This window comes from Chelatococcus sambhunathii (assembly GCF_001418005.1).
GTDB classification, from domain to species: Bacteria; Pseudomonadota; Alphaproteobacteria; order Rhizobiales; family Beijerinckiaceae; genus Chelatococcus_A; species Chelatococcus_A sambhunathii.
The window spans coordinates 174,032-194,110 of sequence record NZ_LIOL01000001.1; the positions used below are offsets into that span (position 1 = coordinate 174,032).

At 67.0% G+C, this 20,079-nt stretch carries 21 protein-coding genes; 3 read left to right on the forward strand and 18 right to left on the reverse strand.

What is annotated here, in order from left to right:
- Window positions 1-15: 15 nt before the first annotated feature.
- The 8 genes from ASC46_RS00880 to ASC46_RS00915 all read right to left on the reverse strand — a co-directional run bounded on the left by ASC46_RS00880 (window position 16) and on the right by ASC46_RS00915 (window position 6,837).
- Window positions 16-732: a hypothetical protein gene (locus ASC46_RS00880; protein WP_055457417.1), complete on the reverse strand. Its 717-nt coding sequence runs from the start codon at window positions 730-732 to the stop codon at window positions 16-18.
- The gene (locus ASC46_RS00885) at window positions 729-1,634 is read right to left on the reverse strand and encodes a PhzF family phenazine biosynthesis protein (RefSeq protein ID WP_055457418.1); all 906 of its coding nucleotides are present in this window, start codon (window positions 1,632-1,634) and stop codon (window positions 729-731) included. The genes ASC46_RS00880 and ASC46_RS00885 overlap by 4 nt, the downstream gene beginning before the upstream one ends.
- An 11-nt stretch (window positions 1,635-1,645) precedes the next feature.
- A complete protein-coding gene (locus ASC46_RS00890) occupies window positions 1,646-2,782 on the reverse strand; it encodes an endonuclease/exonuclease/phosphatase family protein (protein WP_055457419.1) in 1,137 nt (378 codons plus the stop codon).
- Window positions 2,783-2,869: 87 nt separating this feature from the next.
- A complete protein-coding gene (gene pdxY, locus ASC46_RS00895) occupies window positions 2,870-3,718 on the reverse strand; it encodes a pyridoxal kinase PdxY (protein ID WP_055457420.1) in 849 nt (282 codons plus the stop codon).
- Window positions 3,719-3,938: 220 nt separating this feature from the next.
- Entirely contained in the window at window positions 3,939-4,130 is a 192-nt protein-coding gene (locus ASC46_RS00900) for a DUF6494 family protein (protein WP_055457421.1), read from the reverse strand.
- 26 nt (window positions 4,131-4,156) lie between these two features.
- Entirely contained in the window at window positions 4,157-5,173 is a 1,017-nt protein-coding gene (locus ASC46_RS00905) for an ABC transporter substrate-binding protein (protein ID WP_055457422.1), read from the reverse strand.
- A gap of 33 nt (window positions 5,174-5,206) precedes the next feature.
- Window positions 5,207-6,004: an ABC transporter permease gene (locus ASC46_RS00910; RefSeq protein ID WP_055457423.1), complete on the reverse strand. Its 798-nt coding sequence runs from the start codon at window positions 6,002-6,004 to the stop codon at window positions 5,207-5,209.
- Entirely contained in the window at window positions 6,001-6,837 is an 837-nt protein-coding gene (locus ASC46_RS00915) for an ABC transporter ATP-binding protein (protein ID WP_055457424.1), read from the reverse strand. The genes ASC46_RS00910 and ASC46_RS00915 overlap by 4 nt, the downstream gene beginning before the upstream one ends.
- Window positions 6,838-7,012: 175 nt before the next feature.
- Here ASC46_RS00915 and ASC46_RS00920 point away from each other — a divergent pair, with 175 nt between their 5' ends.
- Complete coding sequence (locus tag ASC46_RS00920; RefSeq protein ID WP_055457425.1) at window positions 7,013-7,531, forward strand: DedA family protein; 519 nt, start codon at window positions 7,013-7,015, stop codon at window positions 7,529-7,531.
- 195 nt (window positions 7,532-7,726) lie between these two features.
- Here ASC46_RS00920 and ilvC read toward each other — a convergent pair whose 3' ends face one another.
- Entirely contained in the window at window positions 7,727-8,746 is a 1,020-nt protein-coding gene (ilvC, locus tag ASC46_RS00925) for a ketol-acid reductoisomerase (RefSeq protein ID WP_055457426.1), read from the reverse strand.
- A 212-nt stretch (window positions 8,747-8,958) separates the two neighbouring features.
- Between ilvC and ASC46_RS00930 the strand changes: the two genes are divergently transcribed.
- On the forward strand, window positions 8,959-9,504 hold the full coding sequence (locus ASC46_RS00930; protein ID WP_055457427.1) for a DUF924 family protein: 546 nt from the start codon (window positions 8,959-8,961) through the stop codon (window positions 9,502-9,504).
- A gap of 3 nt (window positions 9,505-9,507) precedes the next feature.
- On the opposite strand, the gene ASC46_RS00935 is transcribed toward ASC46_RS00930, so the two are convergent.
- The 5 genes from ASC46_RS00935 to miaA all read right to left on the reverse strand — a co-directional run bounded on the left by ASC46_RS00935 (window position 9,508) and on the right by miaA (window position 15,054).
- Entirely contained in the window at window positions 9,508-10,656 is a 1,149-nt protein-coding gene (locus ASC46_RS00935) for a glycoside hydrolase family 5 protein (RefSeq protein ID WP_245280450.1), read from the reverse strand.
- A 68-nt stretch (window positions 10,657-10,724) separates the two neighbouring features.
- On the reverse strand, window positions 10,725-11,258 hold the full coding sequence (ilvN, locus tag ASC46_RS00940) for an acetolactate synthase small subunit (protein WP_019404412.1): 534 nt from the start codon (window positions 11,256-11,258) through the stop codon (window positions 10,725-10,727).
- A 44-nt stretch (window positions 11,259-11,302) separates the two neighbouring features.
- The gene (locus ASC46_RS00945) at window positions 11,303-11,995 is read right to left on the reverse strand and encodes a glutathione S-transferase family protein (protein WP_055457429.1); all 693 of its coding nucleotides are present in this window, start codon (window positions 11,993-11,995) and stop codon (window positions 11,303-11,305) included.
- A gap of 145 nt (window positions 11,996-12,140) precedes the next feature.
- Complete coding sequence (locus ASC46_RS00950; protein WP_055457430.1) at window positions 12,141-13,901, reverse strand: acetolactate synthase 3 large subunit; 1,761 nt, start codon at window positions 13,899-13,901, stop codon at window positions 12,141-12,143.
- A 211-nt stretch (window positions 13,902-14,112) separates the two neighbouring features.
- Window positions 14,113-15,054: a tRNA (adenosine(37)-N6)-dimethylallyltransferase MiaA gene (gene miaA, locus ASC46_RS00955; protein ID WP_055457431.1), complete on the reverse strand. Its 942-nt coding sequence runs from the start codon at window positions 15,052-15,054 to the stop codon at window positions 14,113-14,115.
- A 26-nt stretch (window positions 15,055-15,080) separates the two neighbouring features.
- Here miaA and serB point away from each other — a divergent pair, with 26 nt between their 5' ends.
- On the forward strand, window positions 15,081-15,980 hold the full coding sequence (serB, locus tag ASC46_RS00960; protein ID WP_210165956.1) for a phosphoserine phosphatase SerB: 900 nt from the start codon (window positions 15,081-15,083) through the stop codon (window positions 15,978-15,980).
- Window positions 15,981-16,042: 62 nt separating this feature from the next.
- Here the strand turns inward: serB and ASC46_RS00965 are convergent, their stop codons facing one another.
- The 4 genes from ASC46_RS00965 to hflK form a co-directional block, all read right to left on the reverse strand.
- On the reverse strand, window positions 16,043-17,527 hold the full coding sequence (locus ASC46_RS00965; RefSeq protein ID WP_055457432.1) for a Do family serine endopeptidase: 1,485 nt from the start codon (window positions 17,525-17,527) through the stop codon (window positions 16,043-16,045).
- Between the two features lie 222 nt (window positions 17,528-17,749).
- Window positions 17,750-17,944 (reverse strand): DUF2065 domain-containing protein, encoded by a 195-nt coding sequence (locus ASC46_RS00970; protein WP_055457433.1) that lies wholly within the window; start codon window positions 17,942-17,944, stop codon window positions 17,750-17,752.
- A 27-nt stretch (window positions 17,945-17,971) separates the two neighbouring features.
- Entirely contained in the window at window positions 17,972-18,928 is a 957-nt protein-coding gene (gene hflC, locus ASC46_RS00975; RefSeq protein WP_055457434.1) for a protease modulator HflC, read from the reverse strand.
- Window positions 18,925-20,073, reverse strand: a complete 1,149-nt coding sequence (gene hflK, locus ASC46_RS00980) for an FtsH protease activity modulator HflK (protein ID WP_055457435.1) — start codon at window positions 20,071-20,073, stop codon at window positions 18,925-18,927. Before hflK ends, hflC begins: the two co-directional genes overlap by 4 nt.
- Window positions 20,074-20,079 lie beyond the last annotated feature (6 nt).

The window sequence follows — 20,079 nt, forward strand, 5'->3', positions numbered from 1 at the left end:
CTGCTGCCCGCTTCCTCACCGCGGGCCGTCCAGCAGATGCTGCAGGAAGACCTGCGTGAAATAGGGCATTCGCTCCGAATCGATGTCCGCCGGTGCCCGCACGACGTGCATTCCCGCCAGTTCCGGCTGCTCCTGCCGCGCCAGCCACGCATCAATCTGCGCGCGAAGCACGTCTGCTGGCAGGGGCGAGCGCACCGGGCGCATCAGTGCGGTGCGCGCGCCGTGAAACACGGCTGTCCACGTCTCCGCGATGACGACATCGTCCTCGCCGAGCCCGGTCTCCTCGAGGAGTTCCCGGCTGACGCTGCCGGCGAGGTCCACGCGCCGGTCGGGCAGGACATCACCCGGATCCGGCGTCCCGGCGGGGAAGTAGATGCGTCCGGCGTTCGCCGTATGGTCGCCCATGATGCCGAGCAGATAGGGTCCGTCGGCTGCCTGCAGCGCCGCCATGGCGAAGCAGTTGCCCGCGCTGCCGGGAGGAAAGTCGAGATCGCGCATGGCGAGGAAGCTCGCATAGTCGCTTTCCCGGTAGCGCACCTTGAGGATGCCGTCCTCTACCCGCCGTTCGCAGCAGATCAGCACGCGCCCGTTGTAGAGCGCCGGGCTCTCGGCCGTCCGGCGCGCCCAGTGCGCGTCGATCGCCGCCCTGTGCTCCTCGGCCCAGGGCCAGGCCCCCTCTTCGCACCAGGCCTCGACGCCGGCGAGCGGCAGGATCATCGGCTCTTCGATCACAGGAACAGCGCTCCCTCGCTGACGACGACGGCCGCGCCGCCGATGGCGGCCTTGACGAGCGTCCCGCCCTCGACCGTCAGCGTCAGCTCGATCTGGGAGGGGCGCCCCATGGCATAGCCCTGCTCGATGACGAGGATGTGTTCCCCGTCCGCCGGCGTGTCGTAGTCCATGACCGCGCCGGCGAAGGCCGCCACCGCCGAGCCCGTCGCCGGATCCTCTCCGATGCCGAGGTCCGGCGCGAACATGCGGGCATAATAGGCATGGCCGGCGTCCACCGGCTCGCGGCAATAGATGAAGGCATTGGCGCGTGGCCCGTCGCCGAAGGCGGCATCCCAGGCGGAGACCCGCCGCCGCGCCCGGTCGACCGCCGCCCGCCCCGCCACCGGCACGATGGCATAGGGCACGCCGGCCGAGTATTTGGCCGGCTGGTGCATGCCGAAACCGATGTCCTCGACGGCGAGGTCGAGCGCCGCGGCAAGGGCTGCGGGCGAGGCAAGCTCGCTCAGCCGCTCCGGCAGGCGCGGCAAGGTGAAGGTCGCCCGCCCATTGCCCTTGCCGGCGATCTCGACGGCGCAGGGGACGAGGCCCACCTTCTCCTCGAGCGTAAAGGCGAGGGCACCGGGGCTCGGCCCGTGGTCGATGAGCCCGAGCAGTACCGCGGTGCCGACGGTGGGATGGCCCGCGAAGGGCAGTTCCGCCGTCGGCGTGAAGATGCGCAGGCTGGCACGATGGTGCGCATCCTCGGGCGGCAGCACGAAGACCGTCTCGGACAGATTGAACTCCTTGGCAATGGCCTGCATGCCGGCATCGCCGAGGCCCTGCCCATCGAGCACGACGGCGAGCGGATTGCCACCGAGCGCGGTGTCGGTGAAGACGTCGAGCGTGAAGAAGCGGCGTCCCATCGTCTCAATTCCTATGCTTGCGGCGGGTTGCGTCGGGCCGGCAGGTCGATCCCGACGACGAGCGGACAATGATCGCTCGCCTTCGGCCGGTCCCAGCCGACACGAGGATAACGATCGCAGGAGGTCGCAAGTGCCGCCAGCGAGCGATTTTCCTGCCGCGGGTCGAGCGGCACGCGATAGGGCAGCCCGCGGCGCACGATCTCGACCTCGGGTGCCGGATTGGCCGCGGCGAGCGCAGGCGACAGAAGGATGTAGTCGAGCTGCATGTGCCGCTCGACGATGTGCCCCTCGCTCTCCGACCATGCGCGGCGGAAATGCGTCCACCGCTCGTGCGCCGGCAGGTCGGCGAGCGGATTGACGGCAAAGCCGTGCGTCAGCGGCTCGAGCCCGCTTTCCCCTTCCGCGATCACGCGGGCGCCGGGACCGATGGTCTCCTCGCAGCCGTTGAGATCGCCGATAATGAGCCAGTTCGCCTCGGCGACGGCGGGTCCAAAACGCGCCTCGACGAGGCGGCGCACGGCCCGCGCCTCGGCTCGCCGCAGAGGGCGCGTGGCGATGCGCCCGTCGTCGCGGCCGTTGCTCATGGACTTGAAGTGACACACGAAAAGCGTGAGCGTCGCCTCCCCGAGATCGACATCGACCATCAGGCAGTCGCGCTGGAAGAGCCGGTCCGTCTCGAGGCGCCCCATCGCGGCGAGGTCGTCATCGAACACATCGAGGTCACGGAAGGTCAGCTCGGCGTGCGAGGTGGCGCGCACGGCGCCCGGCCCGGCGACGAGATCGCGCCGCATGGCGCAGGCCACATCGATGCCGCGCACGTCATTGCCGTGCCTGAGGCGGAAATGGCCGTAGCGCTTGTCGGCGAGACGATGCACGTAATTGGCGAAAAAGGCTTCCAGCACCGAGAGGCTGTCCACCTCCTGCAAGCACAGGATATCGGCATGAGCCTCGGCGATGGCAAGCGCCGTCATCTGCCGCTTGTCGTCCTCGAGCGCCACCGCCACAGAGCGCTCCACCGCCTCGCGATGTTCCTTGGAGGAGAACTCGAACAGTGACATGGCGGCCGCCGTCTCGATGCGCGCCGCCGTGCCGAAGCGGTGGCGCGCAATGAGGTTCTCGACATTGAACGTCGCCACCCGCAGCCGCATCCGCCCAAATCCTCGTCCTGTCGGCCTCGCCCGGCGACGCTGCCGCAGTGTCCTATTAGGCGCCCGGCCGCGCGAGGTGTGAAGCCCCTAGACGGCCTCCACCGGAAAACTGTGGCTCGGCGTCACGAACTCGTCCTGCGCCGCGACGGTGAGGATCTCGCGCGAGCCCGCCTCCTGCGTCCGTTTGAGCAGACCATAGACGGAGGCCGCCGCCGCGCCGAGGGCCTTCGCCGCCGAGCGGCTCCGCAGGAAATGGACGAAGAACAGCGCCGCGATCGCATCGCCCGCCCCGTTGATACCCAGCGACAGGCGCGGCGTGCGCACGCGCCAGGTGCCTTCCCCGTCGGCCGCCAAGAGGTCGATGGCGTCTGCCGGCGTCTCCTCGGTATGGAGGGACGTGACCAACACCACACGCGGGCCGGCAGCGCGCACGGCCGAAACCGCCGCCTTCGCGTCGGCGAGCCTCGCCGAGCTGCGGCCGGAGAGGAAGTCGAGCTCGAATTGATTCGGCGTGACGATGTCGGCCGCCGGCACGGCGTGCTCGCGCATGAACTCGGGAATGCCCGGCCGCACGAAGATGCCGCGCCCCACATCGCCGATGACCGGATCGCAGCAATAGAGCGCGGCCGCATTGGCTTTCTTCACCCGCCCGACGGCTGAGAGGATGCCGTTGCCGATGTCGGCCGAGCCCATGTAGCCGGACAGGACGCCATCGCAGACCGGCAGCACGCCGCGCTCGGCGATGCCGTCGACGAGTTCCTCGATCATCGGCGCGTCGAACACGCGCCCTTTCCAGGCACCGTAGCCCGTGTGGTTGGAGAACTGCACCGTATGGATCGGCCACACCTCGACGCCCAGGCGCTGCATGGGAAAGACGGCCGAGGCATTGCCGACATGGCCGAAGGCGACGTGCGACTGAATGGAAAGAACGTTCATCCCGAGCCCTCCCGAGCGCAGAGCCTCGGTTTAGCGGCGCAGGACGCGAAGGAGAAATGAAAAGGCGTGAGGAGTGCCCCACGCCCACGAGATGGATCGGCCGAATGCGTTGCGGCCGGGAACGCGGTGGCGAGTGCGTCTTGTAACGCCCGCACCGGCGGCGAGCGTGACGAGGAGCCTCGCTTGGGGTCCACCAGAGCACCTGACCCACACCACACCGTTACTTCAGCTCGATCGTCTCCTCGACAACATGGTCGAGCGGCACGCCCTCGGCCGTGAGCTGCATGCGCAGCTTCAGCCGGCCGCCGGGCACCGCCCCCTCGCGCACCACGCGCTCGATCTCGCGCTGCGACGTGACGCCCACCTGCTTCAGGAACTTGCGCAGGGCCATGTTGAACTTCTCTTCGTCCATGGCTGCCTCCTCTCCTACGCCCCGGCTCAGCTGCCGCCGGCGGCCTTCTTCACGAAGGTGTCGGTGAAGGTCTTCGACAGGTCGACATTGGCCTTGGCGAGTTCCTCGTCGAACTGCGTCAACATGCCGAGCGCGCTCTTCATGCCGTCCTCCGGGATGATACCGGTGCGCGAATAGGTCTCGCGCGAGGCCTCGACGGCGCGCTCGTAGAGCGCCCGGTCGCCCAAATAATACGCCTCCGGAACGGTCGCGACGATATCGTCCGTACTGGCCGTCTCCAGCCACTTCAGCGACTTGTGGAAGGCGTTGACGATCGCCTGCACCGTCTTCGGATTCGCCTCGATGAAGTCCTGTTTCAGGTAGACGACGGCGGCCGGATTGGAGCCGCCGAAAATCTCCTTGGTGCCCTTCTCCGTGCGCGAATCCGCGATGACGACGATGTCGCCGTCCGCCTCGAGCTTGGAGATGACCGGGTCAAGGTTCGAGATGGCCTCGATCTCGCCCTTCTTCATGGCCGCAACCGCGCCCGCGCCGCCGCCGACGCCGATATAGGCCGCATCCTTCGGATTACCGCCCGCCTTGGCGATGAGATAGTTGACGAAGAAGTTGGTGGACGAGCCGGGCGCCGTGACGCCGACCTTGGCGCCCTTGAGGTCCGCCGGCGACTTGATGGCGTCGGCCTTCTCCTTCTTCACGGCCAGCACGATGCCCGGAAAGCGCCCGAGCTCGATGACGGCGCGGATGTCCTGGCCCTTGGCCTGCATGCGGATGGTGTGCTCATAGGCGCCGGTCACGACGTCCACCGACCCGCCGACGAGCGCCTGCAGCGACTTGGCGCCGCCGCCGAAATCGTTGATTTCGACCTCGAGCCCCTCCTCCTTGAAGAAGCCCTTCCGCTCAGCGATGGTGAGGGGCAGGTAGTAGAGCAGCGGCTTGCCGCCGACGCCCAACGTCAGCTTCGGCTTTTCCACGTCGGCCGCATGGGCCGCGCCGCCGGCAACCGCCAACAGGGCCGCTGCCGCGATCGTCTTCCAGAATGTCATTGGTTTCCTCCCACCTGTTGTTCTGTCCCGTAATCACCCCTGCGCCGTCGCCGCCCCGGTGCCCGGCTGCCAGACGGTGAGCCGTTTCTCGATGGCCGTGACGAAGGTGTCGATGACGATGACGAAGACGGCGAGCACCAGCATGCCCGAGAACACGCCGGTGACGTCGAAGACACTCTCGGCCTCGTGGATCTTGTAGCCGAGCCCGGCCGAAGAACCGAGATATTCGCCGACGACGGCTCCGACGAGCGCAAAACCGACAGAGGTGTGCAGCGAGGAGAACATCCAGGTGAGCGCCGCCGGCCAGTAGACGTGGCGCAGGAGCTGCCGTTCGTTCATGCCCAGCATGCGGGCATTGGCCAGCACCACGGGGCTCACCTCGCGCACACCCTGATACACGTTGAAGAAGACGATGAAGAAGACGAGCGTGAAGCCGAGCGCCACCTTCGACCAGATGCCGAGGCCGAACCACAGGGCGAAAATCGGCGCCAGGACCACGCGTGGCAGGGCGTTCGCCGCCTTGATGTAGGGGTCGAACACACTGGCGAGAATCTCGCGCCGCGCGAAGAGGAAGCCGAAGGCGATGCCGCCGATGGCGCCGAAGGTGAAGGCGAGCACCGTCTCGGTCAGGGTGATACCGAGATGATACCACAATTCGCCCGAGACGAGATCCTTCCACGTGCGGGCGAGGACATCGAGCGGCGTCGAGAAGAAGAAGGGATCGAACAGCGGCTTGCCGCCGCTCACCGGCACGGCGGTGAGGAGATGCCAGACGAGGAGGAAGGCAAGCCCGACGCCCACCTGCATGGCAAGAAGCGTCGTGCGTCTCATGCGTTCGCCCCTTCACCCTGCGCGTAGGCCTTTTGAACCTCGACACGCAGGGTCGCCCAGATGGCCTTGTGGATGGCGTGGAAGGCAGGATCCAGGCGGATCTCCGCGATATCGCGCGGCCGCGGCAGGGAGACGGGATAGTCGCCGACGATGCGGGCCGCGGGTCCCGCCGACATCACCACCACCCGGTCCGCCAGCGCGATAGCCTCCTCGAGATCGTGCGTGACGAACATCACGGCCTTTCGATCCTGCGCCCACAGGTCGAGCAGCAGGTTGCCCATGATCTGACGGGTCTGTGCGTCGAGCGGCCCGAAAGGCTCGTCCATCAGCAGGATCTGCGGGTTGCGGATCAGCATCTGTGCCAGCGCGACACGCTTGCGCTGGCCGCCGGACAGCATGTGCGGATAGCGGTCGGCAAAGGCGGCCAGGCCGACACGGCCGAGCCATTCCCGGCCCCTCGCCAGCGCCTCGGCCCGCGGCACACCCTTCGGCTCCAGCGCCACGGCGACGTTGTCGATGGCTGTCTTCCAGGGCATCAGCGCGTCCTGCTGGAAGAGATAGCCGGCACGGGCATTGAGCCCCGACAATCGCTCGCCGAAGATGTCCGCCCCGCCCGCCGAGGGCTTGAGCAGCCCGGCCGCCGCGTTGAGCAGGGTCGACTTGCCGCAGCCCGTCGGCCCGACGATGGCAACGAACTCGCTGGCACCGACGGTAAGATCGATGTCGCGTACAGCCTGGTAGGTGCCGCCGCCCTTGAGCGCGAAGGTGATCGCCACCTGCGACAGCCGCACCGCCGGGCTGTCCGCCTCCTTCACCTGTGCCGGAGCGTGCATGCCCGTCCTGTCATCGCGCGTCCTCGATTCCTTGTCTTCGTTCGAAGCAGGAAACGTTAACCGATACGGCCTGCGACGCAACCGCCGCGGCTCCGTGACGGCGCCTGCCCTCTGCCACTTGCACTATCCCGTTGCCTCCCGACATATGGAGCCGTTCCTTCCACCCGGGCCCCTGATGACCTTTGACAATTTCGTTTCCGGCACCGTGGCCTTCGTCCGTGACCATGGCGAGTGGGCCCCGGCCATCGTGTTCGGGCTCGCCTTCGCGGAATCCTTTGCCTTCATTTCGCTGCTGGTGCCCGCCTGGGGCATTCTCGTCGGCATCGGCGCCCTCATCGGCGTCAGCGGCCTCGAATTCTGGCCGATCTGGCTCGCGGCCGCCGCAGGCGCAAGCCTCGGCGACTGGGTGTCCTACCTCATCGGCTTCCATTTCAAGGATGCGGCGACGCGCGTATGGCCCCTGTCACGCCACCCGCAGATGGTGGAGCGCGGCCATCGCTTCTTCATGCGCTGGGGACCCTGGGGCATCTTCATCGGCCGCTTCTTCGGGCCGCTGCGGGCTGTCGTCCCCCTCATCGCCGGCATCTTTGCGATGCCCCGGTTCCTCTTCCAGATGGCGAACGTCTCCTCCGCCATGGTCTGGGCCTTCGTCCTGCTTGCCCCCGGTGCCTTCGCCTTTCACAGGCTGCTGTAGAAAGGCCCCGGCACGGTGCACCGGGGCTCTGATGGGGAGCGCAAGCAGAACCAGCTCGCGCAGTTTTGTGGACGAATTCCCTTCACCGTCATGCCGGGGCTTGTTCCCGGGGTATCCACGGATGCCTGGCAGCGCCAGGCTGAAAGGTTTGGATGGCCGGGATGAGCCCGGCCACGACGGTGGCGGCCGGGATGCTCAGTTCTTGGACTTGTCGACCAGCGCCTTGGCCTTGATCCAAGGCATCATGGCGCGCAGCTTCTCGCCGACTTCTTCGATCTGGTGAGCATTGACGCGCGCGCGGGTCGCCTTGAACGAGGTCTGGTTGACCTTGTTCTCGAGCATCCAGTCGCGCGTGAACTTGCCGGACTGGATGTCGGTGAGCACGCGCTTCATCTCGGCCTTCGTCTCCGCCGTGATGATGCGCGGGCCGGTGACGTACTCGCCGTACTCGGCCGTGTTGGAGATCGAGTAGTTCATGTTGGCGATACCGCCCTCGTAGATGAGGTCGACGATCAACTTCACTTCGTGCAGGCACTCGAAATAGGCCATCTCGGGAGCGTAGCCCGCTTCGACCAGCGTCTCGAAGCCGGCGCGGATGAGCTCGACAAGGCCACCGCACAGCACCACCTGCTCGCCGAAGAGGTCGGTCTCGCACTCTTCCTTGAAGGTCGTCTCGATGATGCCGGCGCGGCCACCGCCAATGGCGCTGGCGTAGGAGAGGCCGAGATCGTGGGCATTGCCAGAGGCGTCCTGATGGATGGCGATGAGCGAAGGCACGCCGCCGCCGCGCTGGTATTCCGAGCGCACGGTATGGCCGGGGCCCTTGGGCGCCACCATGAGCACGTCGAGGTCAGCGCGCGGCTCGATGAGGTTGAAGTGCACGTTGAGGCCGTGCGCGAAGAGCAGCGCGGCGCCGTTCTTCATGTTGTCGGCGAGGTGCTCGCGGTAGATGTCGGCCTGCAGCTCGTCCGGCGTCAGCATCATGATGACGTCGGCCCACCTGGCGGCCTCGGCCACCTCCATCACCTTGAAGCCCTCGGCCTCGGCCTTCTTCGCCGAACCCGAGCCCTTGCGCAGGGCGACCGCCACGTCCTTGACGCCGCTGTCGCGCAGGTTGAGCGCATGGGCGTGGCCCTGGCTGCCATAGCCGACGACGGCCACCTTCTTGCCCTTGATCAGATTGAGATCGGCGTCGCGATCGTAATACACACGCATGATGGGCCCTTTCCTTGGCAAGGTGGTTATGATGGCACGCTGACCCCGACCATCCTGCGCGGCGCGGGTCGTGTCGTGGAACGTTTCTGTGACGGCGGTAAAGCCCGAGAAGCGCTGTGGGTCAAGTAAAATCCGGCACGGGGGACCAAGAGAGTTCCGACATTCGTCCTAACGATCCGTAATATGGAACAATCCGACAGGGAGGTTGCACCATGGTTGCAGCGAATGCCGATGAGGTCATCGCCTTCTGGCGCGAGGCCGGCTACGAGCGCTGGTTCACGCGCGACGAGGCCTTCGACGAGGAAATCCGCACGCGCTTTCTCGCCATCCACGAGGCAGCGGCCGCCGGTGCGCTGAACCGGTGGGAGGAGACGCCGGAAGGCGTCCTCGCCCTGCTCATCCTGCTCGACCAGTTTCCCCGCAACCTCTTCCGCGGCACGCCGCGCGCCTTCGCCACGGACGCGCTGGCCCGCACCATCGCCGACCGGGCGCTGACCAAGGGTTTCGACCAGAAAGTGCCATCGGAACTGAAGGGCTTCTTCTACCTGCCGTTCATGCATTCGGAGAACCTCGTCGACCAGGAGCGCTGCGTTGCCCTGTACGAGGCGGCGGGCGACGAGAAGGGCCTGCCCCATGCCGTCGAGCACCGTGACATCATCGCCCGCTTCGGCCGCTTTCCGCATCGCAACCCCATCCTCGGCCGTGCCACGACGGAAGAGGAGGCCGCCTTTCTTGCAAACGGCGGCTTTTCCGGCTGACGTTCACGAACGCCCGGCGAGCACCCTGCGCAGGATCCCCATGAGCGCCTCACGGCGCTCGGCTCCGCGCGGCTGTTCGCGTCGCTGCAGCGCGGCGCCGACGGAGGCCTTCGGGCTCCCGGTCCCGAGCTCATAATCGTAGCCGTCCCAGGCATCCTCACGAAAGGAGTAGAAGGCCCAGTGCAGGCCCGCCTCCTCGACGAGCGAGACGACATCGGCAAGATAGGCGTCGCAGCCCTTGTTCCAGCGTACGCAGCCGAATTCGCCGACCATCAGGCGCGAGCGCGGCACGTCCTTCGCCTCGGCCCACTCCAGGAAGGGCGACAGGTGCTTCGCGAGCCTCTCCCTGTCCCAGTATTCCGCCCGACCATGGGCCCGCACCACGCCAGGATAGGTGAAGCGTCCCCGGTTCTCGTGGCTGGTGAAATCGTAAGGCGCGTAGAGATGCACCGCGTAGATGAGATTGTCGTCTGCGATCGGCGTCAGGCAGCGCACTGCCGCCGGCTGGCCATAGGACCCGGTGTCGAGGACGATGGGTATCGTAGCATCGACGACGCGGATGGCCGCAACCATGTGACGATAGAAGGCATCGAGGTCGCGCGCCGTGCCCTTCGCTGCCGCGCACCAGCGGTCACGTTCGGCAATGTCACCCTCGGGAAGCCGGTAGCCATTCTCCGGCACCGGCTCGTTGACGATGTTATAGGCCACAAGGGCGGGATGGCCCTTGAAGGCCGTCGCTATGTCGTGCCAGTACGCTGCGGCCTGATCCCAATAGACCTTGTCGCGCCAGAGTCGGCCGTCGTGGCGGCGGCCGTTGAGTTGCACCCAGCGGGCGCCCGGTAGCCCGAGCGGCGTCAGCACCACCTTGACGCCCGCAGCGGCAGCCGCATCGAGAACCCGCCCGAGCCGCGCCAGATCGGCCGGCACGAGCCCCGCATAGACATCGAGACTGCCGGCGAGGAAGTCGCGCCGTTCGCCCCGCCACTTGTCGAAGGTCAGGCGCACGAAATCGACGCCGAAGTTCTTTGCAGCATCGAGGCGGGCGCGCGTCTCGACCTTGTTGAAGAAATTGGCGCCACGCCGCTGCTCCCCCCAAAAGCCTCCTGCCTCGCCAGCGGCGGCCGGCAGGGTGAAAAAGCCGGCAGCAAGCACGGCCGCCAATGTCGGCCGCGCCCATACCCGACGGCTGAAGCTCCCACAGCCTGCGCGCCGCACCTGTCTCACATCGACTCCGCGCCGCGGCCGATGGCCGCGATGCCGGTGCGGGCCACTTCCGTCAGCCCGCAGGCCGTCATGAGACTGATGAAACGCTCGGTCTCGTCGCTGGTCCCCGTCAGCTCGAAGATGAAGGACGAGAGCGTCGCATCGACCGTGCGGGCGCCGAAGGCCTGAGCAAGACGCATCGCCTCCACGCGAGCTTCGCCCTTGCCCACTACCTTCACGAGCACCAGCTCGCGCTCGATGGCGTCGCCGTTGACCGTCAGGTCGTCCACCCGGTGCACGGGCACGAGGCGCGAGAGCTGAGCCTTGATCTGCTCGATAACGTGCGCCGTGCCCGTCGTCACGATGGTGATGCGCGACAGATGCTTCTCGTGCTCGGTCTCGGAAACCGTGAGGCTCTCGATGTTGTAGCCCCGGCCGGAGAACAGGCCGGCGATGCGCGCCAGCACGCCCGGCTCGTTGTCGACGATCACCGCGAGCGTATGGCGCGCGATGGGCTCGGCAGCGGGAGCATCTGAATAGTGAGACTTCATCGGCGGACCTGCAAAGGGGGGCTGAACATGCTGCATGATTGTCCTCACGCACTCTTGCGATAATTCGCGATGGGCTCGGCGTCCACCTCGTCCTCGGCGACGATCCAGGGCTCGGCCAGCGCATCTTCGCGCCATGCGCGGAAGGCCGGCAGGTCGAGCACCGCGTCCATGTAGGCGCGTGTCGCCGCATCGACGGGGAAGGAATAGGTCTCGAGGCGGGTGACGACCGGCGCATACATTGCATCGGCTGCCGTGAAGGCGCCGAACAGGAAGGGGCCCTCGGCGCCGAAGCGTTCCCGGGCCTCCCGCCAGGCGAAGGCGGCGCGTGCCACGTCGCGCGCGACCTGCGGGCCGAGGTCCATGGCAGCATACTTCTTGCCGAGATTCATCGGGCAGGCCGAGCGCAGCGCTGAGAAACCGGCATGCATTTCGGCGGCCAGCGACCGCGCCATGGCCCGTGCCGCCCGCTCGCGCGGCCAGATGGGCAGGTCGGGATGCATGTCAGCGAGATAGTCGATGATGGCAAGCGATTCCCAGACGACGATGTCGCCGTCGACAAGCGCCGGCACCTTGCCGGCCGGCGTATAGCGGGCGATCTCCGCCTTCCACGCCGGATCGTCAAAGGTCGGGCCGAAGGGCACCTTCACCTCCTCGAAGAAAATGCCGAAGTGGCGCATGACGAGCCACGGGCGCAGCGACCAGGAGGAATAGCACTTGTTGGCGATGACGAGCTTCATGGGCCTTCGTCCGGTTTCGACTGTGGGGCGCCGAGACTGCCGCGGCAACCGGCGCCGGTCCAATCAAGGCATGTGACGCAAACGATCACGGTTGACGCGCACGCGGCGCACCCTCCCCCTGCGGGGAAGGGTGCGGTGCCCAGCCTCACACCAGCATCTTGCCCTTGGCGTCGATGACCGAACCAATGTCCTCGGCCGCGTCGCCCAGGATCATCTCGTTGTGCGCCTTGCCCGAGGGGATCATCGGGAAACAGTTCTCCGCCTTGTCGACCACGCAGTCGAAGATCACGGGTCGGGGCGTGTCGATCATCTCGCGGATGGCATCGTCGAGTACGTCCGGCTTGTCGCAACGGATGCCGACGCCACCATAGGCCTCGGCCAGCTTCACGAAATCCGGCAGCGAATGCGAGTAGCTCTCCGAATAGCGCCCGCCGTGCAGCAATTCCTGCCACTGGCGCACCATCCCCATGTATTCATTGTTAAGGATGAAGACCTTGACCGGCAGGCGGTACTGCAGGGCGGTCGACATTTCCTGCATGTTCATGAGGATGGAGGCTTCGCCTGCGATGTCGACGACGAGCGCATTCGGATGCGCGAGCTGCGCCCCGATGGCTGCCGGCAGGCCGTAGCCCATGGTCCCGAGACCGCCGGAGGTCATCCACCGGTTCGGTTCCTCGAACTTGAAGAACTGGGCGGCCCACATCTGGTGCTGACCGACCTCCGTGGTGACGTAGACCTCCCGGTCCTTCGTCAATTCGTACAGCCGCTCGATGGCGTACTGAGGCTTGATCACGTCGCTCGACTTGCGATAGGCGAGGCATTTGCGACCCCGCCAGCCGGCGATGTTGTCCCACCAGCCTTTGAGCGCCACCTTGTCCACCTGCGGCGCCGTGGAGCGCCACAGGCGCACCATGTCCTCGAGCACGTGGGCGCAGTCGCCGACGATGCCGATGTCAACCTTGACGTTCTTGTTGATCGACGATGGGTCGATATCGACGTGGATCTTGCGCGAGTGCGGCGAGAAGGCATCGAGCCGGCCCGTGATGCGGTCGTCGAAACGCGCGCCGATGTTGATCATCACGTCGCAGCCGTGCATCGCGAGATTGGCCTCGTAGGTGCCGTGCATCCCGAGCATGCCCAGGAACTGCGGGTCGGAAGCCGGATAGGCGCCGAGGCCCATTAGCGTCGAGGTGACGGGAAAGCCCGTCAGGCGCACGAGTTCACGCAGCAGTGCCGCAGCTTGCGGTCCGGCGTTAACGACGCCGCCGCCGGTATAGAACACGGGCCGCTTGGCTGAGGCCATCAGCGCGATCGCAGCCTTGATCTTCTCCATGTCGCCCTGCACCTGCGGGCGATAGGTCTTGTGCTGGTTGCTGGCCGGGCGCGCATAGGTGCCGCTCGCGAACTGGATGTCCTTCGGCAGGTCGATGACGACCGGACCGGGCCGGCCGTTCGCCGCGACGTAGAAGGCCTCATGCATGATGCGCGGCAGGTCCTCGATGCGCTTGACGAGATAATTGTGCTTCGTGCAGTGGCGCGTGATGCCGACGGTGTCCGCCTCCTGAAAGGCGTCCGAACCAATGAGATGCGTCGGCACCTGCCCGGTGAGGCAGACGATCGGGATCGAATCCATCAGCGCATCGGTGAGGCCGGTGACCGCATTGGTCGCGCCCGGGCCCGACGTCACCAGCACGACGCCGACCTTGCCGGAGGAGCGCGCATAGCCCTCGGCCGCATGCACGGCGCCCTGCTCGTGCCGCACAAGCACGTGCTTGACCTTGTCCTGGTGGAACAACGCGTCATAGATCGGCAGCACGGCGCCGCCGGGATAGCCGAAGATGTGTTCGACTCCCTGGTCCTGCAGCGCGCGAACCACCATCTCGGCGCCGGTCATCGTCTCGCTCATCGTCTTCTCCGTTTCCTCGTCGGCGTGGCCGGACGGGTCGGACCGGGGCAACAAAAAAGGGCCCCGAAGGACCCTGCATGCGCCACCAGCCGGACCTGCGGATCATCTCCGCTCCGTCGATGGCGCCCCCGTTACAATAAGAATTGCGCGCATAAGCCGCACGTTCCTTCCACGTCTGTGGCGGGCACGCTAGCCGAGCCCCGCCGGGTGGTCAAGCGGAAGATCGCGCCTGCCCGTCTCGGGATTCCGCCTGCAGGGCCTCGCCGATCGCGCCATGCGCGGCCTCCGGGGCGAGCCACGAGAAATCCGGCAGCTGATGGCGCACCCAGGTGAACTGCCGCTTGGCATAATGGCGCGTGTCGGCCTGCGCCTTCTCGATCGCTTCCGCAAGGTCGATCTCCCCGCGGATATGGCGGATGAGCCAGGGCACGCCATGGGCCCGCATCACCGGCAGCGCGGGATCGAGCCCCCGCGCCGCGAGCGCCCTCACCTCCTCGAGTGCGCCCGCCTCCATCATCGCCGTGAAGCGGCCATCGATGCGGGCGAAGAGCGCCGCCCGTTCCGGCGCGAGGAAGCATTTGTGGAGGCGCCAGCCGGCGAGAAGCGGCCGGCTGCGCCGGCCGTGAAAGCTCGCGATCGGCTGGCCGGTCGCCGCGAAGACCTCCATGGCGCGCAGGATGCGCAGCCGGTCAGTCGGGTTGAGCCGGGCCGCCGTGATGGGATCGCGCGCGGCAAGATCGGCATAAAGCAGCGGTGTCCCCCGGCCGTCGGCGGCGGCGCGCACGGCCGCCCGCACCTCGTCCGGCACCGGCGGGATCTCCGACAGCCCCTCGCAGAGCGCCTTGAAATAGAGGCCCGTGCCGCCAACGAAGATGGGCAGCCTGCCCTTCGCCTCCGCCTCGGCGAGCACCGTTGCGGCATCGGCGAGGTAGCGCCCGACGGAATAGTTCACCGCCCCGTCCACGTGTCCGTAGAGCCGGTGCGGCACCATTGCCTCCTCGGTCGCAGACGGCCGCGCGGTGATGGTGCGCAGGTCGCCGTAGACCTGCATGGAATCGGCATTGACGACGATGCCGCCATGCTCCTGCGCGAGCGCGAGCGCCAATGCGGACTTGCCGGAAGCCGTCGGCCCTGCGATGAGGACGGCTCGCATCCTTTCCGTCACGATCTTCTCCGGCAATGACTGAGACCTTGACCCACGTCGCTACTCTCATAACCAATCCGGCCACGCCCGTCCTCAGCCAAGATCTGGTCGCGGCGGCGGCCAGAAGTCTCGAGACGGCCTCGGCGCCGGCCTGGCTGGACGAAGGCGTGGCGGCCGACATCAACTTCACGCCCCGCGAAGGCGTGTCTGCCCGCGAAAGACTGCGCGCGACGCTGAGCGATGCACCCGTCGACATCGTCGTGCAGCCCCTCGCTGGCCGGCGCAAGCGCCTGTTCCTCGCCGACATGGACTCGACCATGATCGGGCAGGAGTGCATCGACGAGCTCGCGGATCTCGTCGGACTGAAGGCGGAGGTCGCGGCCATCACCGAGCGCGCCATGCGCGGCGAGTTGCCCTTCGAGCCCGCGCTGCGCGAGCGCGTCGCCCTCCTCGGCGGCCTGCCGGTCTCGGTGGTCGACCGCATCATCGCCGAGCGCATCACCCTGACGCCGGGCGGCACCGAACTCGTGCGCACCATGCGCGCGAAGGGAGCCTATACCTGCCTCGTGTCCGGCGGCTTCACCCTGTTCACAGGCCCCATCGCCGCCCGCATCGGCTTTCACGAGCACCGTTCGAACCTCCTCGTCACGGAGAACGGCACCTTCACCGGGCGGGTGGAGGAGCCCATTCTCGGGCGCGAGGCCAAGCTGTCGACGCTGCACGAGCTGCGCGCGCGCTTCAACCTCGCCGGCAGCGAGACGCTGGCGGTCGGCGACGGCGCCAACGATCTCGCCATGCTCGCCGAAGCGGGCCTCGGCGTCGCCTACCATGCCAAGCCGGCAGTGGCCGCGGCTGCCCATGCCCGCATCGACTATGGTGACCTGAGCGCCCTGCTCTACGTCCAGGGCTATCGCCGCGCTGAATTCATGACCTGAGCCCGCCGGCAAACAGAAAGGGCGGCCCGGGGGCCGCCCTTCCTCACGCCGTGCGAGACGGTTCACTGCAGGCTGAGGGCCACGAAACGCACTTCGCCCTGGGCGGAAGAGACGAGCAGAAGCACGGACTTCTTGCCCTCCTTCTTCACGGCGTCGATGCGCTTGGTCACGTCCTGCGGGCTCGCTACCGGCTCCTGATTAACCTCGACAATGACATCGCCAGCCTGAATGCGCTTGTCGGCTGCGGCCGAATTGGGATCGACACTGGTGACGACGACGCCCTTGATGTCGTCCTTGATGTTGTAGCGCTGGCGCAGCATGCCATTGAGCGCCGACATTTCGAGGCCGAGCGCCTGGCTGACCGCCGGCTTGTCGCTCTGACCGCTCTGGCCGGGCGTCGCATCGTCCGTCGCCTCCTCGAGGCGGCCGAGGGCGATGCGCTTCCTCTCTTCCTTGCCCTTGCGGATGATGACGACCTCAACCTCCTTGCCGACGGGCGTCTGCGCCACCATCAGCGGCAGGTCGCGCGATTGCGCCACCGGCTTGCCGTCGAAGGAGACGATGACATCGCCGACTTCGATGCCGCCGGCCTTGGAGGGGCCCTTGTCGTCGACACCGGCAACGAGCGCGCCGCGCGCCTTGTCGAGGCCGAGCGCCTCGGCGGTGGCATCGTCGACGTTCTGGATGCGCACGCCGAGCCAGCCGCGGCGCGTCTCGCCGAAGTCGATGAGCTGGCGGATCGTCGGCTCGGCGAGCGAGGACGGCACGGCGAAGCCGATGCCGACCGAGCCGCCCGTGGGCGACAGGATGGCGGTGTTGATGCCGATGACCTCGCCGTTCATGTTGAACAGCGGACCGCCCGAATTGCCCTTATTGATGGCGGCATCGGTCTGGATGTAATTGCCGAAGGCTGACGAATCGATGTCGCGCTTGTTGGCCGAGACGATACCCGCCGACACCGAGCCGCCGAGGCCGAAGGGGTTGCCGATGGCGAGCACCCAGTCGCCGATTCGCAGCGCCTCGGAATCGCCGAAGCGGACGGCCTTGAGCGGCCGATCCGGCTTCACCCTGAGCACGGCGAGGTCGAGCTTCGAATCCTTGCCGACGATCTCGGCCTTGAGCTTGCTGCCGTCGGTGAAGACGACCGTGATATCGTTGGCTTCGCCGATGACGTGGTTGTTGGTGACGATGATGCCGTCGGCATCAATGACGAAACCCGAGCCGAGCGAATTGGAGCGGCGCTGCTGGCGCGGCGCGTTGTCGCCCTGTCCGCGGCGGTTGAAGAATTCCTCGAACAGGTCCTCGAACGGCGTGCCGGGCGGCAATTGCGGGAACGAGGGGCCGCGCGCCTCCACTGTGGTCGAGGCCGAGATGTTCACCACGGCATCGATGACCTCCTGGGCGACATCGGCCAATGATTCCGGCCCGCGCGCCAAGGCAGCGGTAGGGAGCTGGACGGCCATGACGGCCGCCACCGCAAGGGCCGAGAACGCGCGCCTCAGCCCCGAGCCGCCGATAGCGCGTGGAATGGGCGGAAGAAATGTCATTGTGATCCTCGTTCCCTGGGGCGCAGACCCGCGCCCCCGTGTCGCTGGTTGCCCCGGCAGCGGCCCGCACCGCGGAACCTTCCGGTCTACCGAGGTTTCATTCTTCAAATGCGGCGGAACGGCGGCTCGCACACGCAACTGTGCGTGATCGTGCCTGCTGCCGCAAGGCGCCCCGCGCAGAGCAGGGTGCCGAAACGGACGGCCGCATCGGGCGGCCCCGCCTCAGGCGCCGCCCCAGCGCACGTACCAGATGATGACGACACCCACGACCGCCGAGACAACGCCGACGAGCCGCATGCGCTCCACGGGCGCCTCGGACGCCTCCGCCAGCGCCCGTTTGGCCGCGGTCGGAAAGGCCGCGAAGATGAGCCCTTCAATGGCCAGCACGAGGCCGAGCGCCGCGAGAAAATCCGTCATACGCCAGCGCCCCCCTCGCTCGCGCCGTCAGGGCGTCGCCAGGCTCGACTGCGGCCCCGGCGCAGGTTGCTGCTGCGGCGCGGGCGGCCGGTCACCTCCGGCCGGAGCCGAGTTGCGCCCGAAGGCGTTGCCGAAATAGCGGAAGAAGTCCGTCTCCGGCGCCAGGACGAGCCGCGTGTCCGAAGCCTGCAGGCTCGTCTCGTAGGCCTGCATGGAGCGGTAGAACGCGAAGAAATCCGGGTCGCGCCCGTAGGCCTCAGCGAACACACGATTGCTCTCGGCGTCGCCCTCACCGCGCAGTTCCTGCGCCCTCCGGTCGGCATCGGCCTTGATCACCGTCACGTCGCGATCGGCACGCGCCCGAATGCTCTGGGCGATCTGGGATCCGTTGGCGCGGATGTCGGCTGCCTCGCGCTGACGTTCCGTCTGCATGCGCTGGAAGACCGCCTGGCTGTTGGCCTGCGGCAGGTCGACACGGCGCAGCCGCACATCGACGACAGTGATGCCGAAGCCCTGAGCCTGCTTGTTCACGTCGTCGCGGATCTCGCGCATCAGCCTGGCGCGCTGTTCGCGCACGATGTCGGTAAAGGTTGCATCTGCCAGCACGGCGCGGGCCGTGGAATTGACGATGTTGCCGAGCCTCAGGTTGGCGCCGGCGACATTGTTCACCGTCTGGTAGAAGCGCACCGGATCGGTGATGCGGTAGCGCGTGAAGGCATCGACGACGAGACGCTTCTGATCGGCGGCGATGACCTCCTGCTCGGACAGGTCGAGATCGAGCACGCGCTTGTCGACATAGACGACGTTCTCGACCAACGGCACCTTGAAGTAGAGCCCCGGCTCCATGACGACCTTGCGCACGCCGCCGAAGCGCAGCACCAGGGCGGACTGCGTCTGATAGACGATGAAGGTCGAGGCGTAGACAAGGATAAGCGCCGCCGCAACAAGGATGAGGCCGCCCATTTTCCAGACGTTGCCGTTCATCGGGCCGCTCCCTGCTGCAGGTTGCCGCGCGACTGCTGCGGCTGTTGCGGCTGTGGCCGCATGAGCTCGTTCAACGGCAGGTACGGCAGCACGCCTTGCCCGCCCCCCTTCTGGTCGATGATCACCTTGTCCATGCCGCCGAGCACACGCTCCATGGTTTCGAGGAAGATGCGCTCGCGCGTCAGCTCGGGCGCGGTGCGATAGGTCTCGTAGACCTGCGTGAATCGGGATGCCGCACCCTGGGCCTCGGCGACGACTCGTTCGCGATAGGCCTCGGCCGATTGCAGGATCTGAGCTGCCTGGCCGCGGGCTTCCGGTACGATGCGGCTTGCGTAGGTCTCGGCTTCGTTGCGCATGCGGTCCTGGTCCTGCCGAGCCGCTTGCACGTCGCGGAAGGCGTCGATGACCTGCTGCGGCGGGTCGACCTTCTGCAACTGCACGAGGCGGACCTGCACGCCCGCTCCATAGCTGTCCAGCGTCTCCTGCATGAGCTGACGCACCTCGCCTTCGATGGCGACACGGTCGGTCGTCAGCACGGTCTGGATGTTGCGCCGTCCCACGACCTCGCGCATGGCGCTCTCGGCCACGGCCTTGATGGCAGCATCGGGATTCTGCAGGTTGAAGACATAGTCCTCGGGCCTGGCCGGATCGATCTGCCACTGAACGGCGAAGTTGATGTCGACGATGTTCTCGTCGCCCGTCAGCATCAGGCTTTCTTCCGGCACCTCGCGAGCGGCCGCGACACGGCGCGTCGTGTCGCCGGTGCGCATGCCCACCTCGATGGTGTTGACCGTCGTGACCTCGGGCTTCACCACGGTGCCGATCGGATACGGCAGGTTGTAGCGCAGGCCCTCGTTCGTCTTGCCGACATATTTGCCGAAGATGAGGTTGAGGCCGACCTCGTTGGGCCGCACGGTATAGAAGCCCGTCGCGAGCCAGAGCAGCACGGCGCCGAGCACGATGAAGGCGACCCCTCGCCCGCCCATGCCGCCGCCGGGCAGCATGGTCTTCAGACGGTCCTGGCTGCGCCGGAGCAATTCCTCGAGGTCCGGAGGCGTGTTGCCTCCCCCGCCCTGCGGTCCTGTACCCCACGGGCCGCCGGGCTTCTGGCCCCACGGTCCGCCGCTCTGGTTGCTCCAAGGCATGCTGAG

Coding starts and splice junctions, on each gene's coding strand:
- hflC (WP_055457434.1), bottom strand. CDS start 18,928: ATGAACGGCAACGTCTGGAAAATGGGCGGCCTCATCCTTGTTGCGGCG.
- ASC46_RS00910 (WP_055457423.1), bottom strand. CDS start 6,004: ATGAGACGCACGACGCTTCTTGCCATGCAGGTGGGCGTCGGGCTTGCC.
- ASC46_RS00920 (WP_055457425.1), top strand. CDS start 7,013: ATGACCTTTGACAATTTCGTTTCCGGCACCGTGGCCTTCGTCCGTGAC.
- ilvC (WP_055457426.1), bottom strand. CDS start 8,746: ATGCGTGTGTATTACGATCGCGACGCCGATCTCAATCTGATCAAGGGC.
- ASC46_RS00930 (WP_055457427.1), top strand. CDS start 8,959: ATGGTTGCAGCGAATGCCGATGAGGTCATCGCCTTCTGGCGCGAGGCC.
- serB (WP_210165956.1), top strand. CDS start 15,081: ATGACTGAGACCTTGACCCACGTCGCTACTCTCATAACCAATCCGGCC.
- ASC46_RS00950 (WP_055457430.1), bottom strand. CDS start 13,901: ATGAGCGAGACGATGACCGGCGCCGAGATGGTGGTTCGCGCGCTGCAG.
- ASC46_RS00970 (WP_055457433.1), bottom strand. CDS start 17,944: ATGACGGATTTTCTCGCGGCGCTCGGCCTCGTGCTGGCCATTGAAGGG.
- ASC46_RS00900 (WP_055457421.1), bottom strand. CDS start 4,130: ATGGACGAAGAGAAGTTCAACATGGCCCTGCGCAAGTTCCTGAAGCAG.
- ilvN (WP_019404412.1), bottom strand. CDS start 11,258: ATGAAGTCTCACTATTCAGATGCTCCCGCTGCCGAGCCCATCGCGCGC.
- ASC46_RS00905 (WP_055457422.1), bottom strand. CDS start 5,173: ATGACATTCTGGAAGACGATCGCGGCAGCGGCCCTGTTGGCGGTTGCC.
- ASC46_RS00915 (WP_055457424.1), bottom strand. CDS start 6,837: ATGCACGCTCCGGCACAGGTGAAGGAGGCGGACAGCCCGGCGGTGCGG.
- miaA (WP_055457431.1), bottom strand. CDS start 15,054: ATGCGAGCCGTCCTCATCGCAGGGCCGACGGCTTCCGGCAAGTCCGCA.
- ASC46_RS00965 (WP_055457432.1), bottom strand. CDS start 17,527: ATGACATTTCTTCCGCCCATTCCACGCGCTATCGGCGGCTCGGGGCTG.
- ASC46_RS00890 (WP_055457419.1), bottom strand. CDS start 2,782: ATGCGGCTGCGGGTGGCGACGTTCAATGTCGAGAACCTCATTGCGCGC.
- pdxY (WP_055457420.1), bottom strand. CDS start 3,718: ATGAACGTTCTTTCCATTCAGTCGCACGTCGCCTTCGGCCATGTCGGC.
- hflK (WP_055457435.1), bottom strand. CDS start 20,073: ATGCCTTGGAGCAACCAGAGCGGCGGACCGTGGGGCCAGAAGCCCGGC.
- ASC46_RS00885 (WP_055457418.1), bottom strand. CDS start 1,634: ATGGGACGCCGCTTCTTCACGCTCGACGTCTTCACCGACACCGCGCTC.
- ASC46_RS00945 (WP_055457429.1), bottom strand. CDS start 11,995: ATGAAGCTCGTCATCGCCAACAAGTGCTATTCCTCCTGGTCGCTGCGC.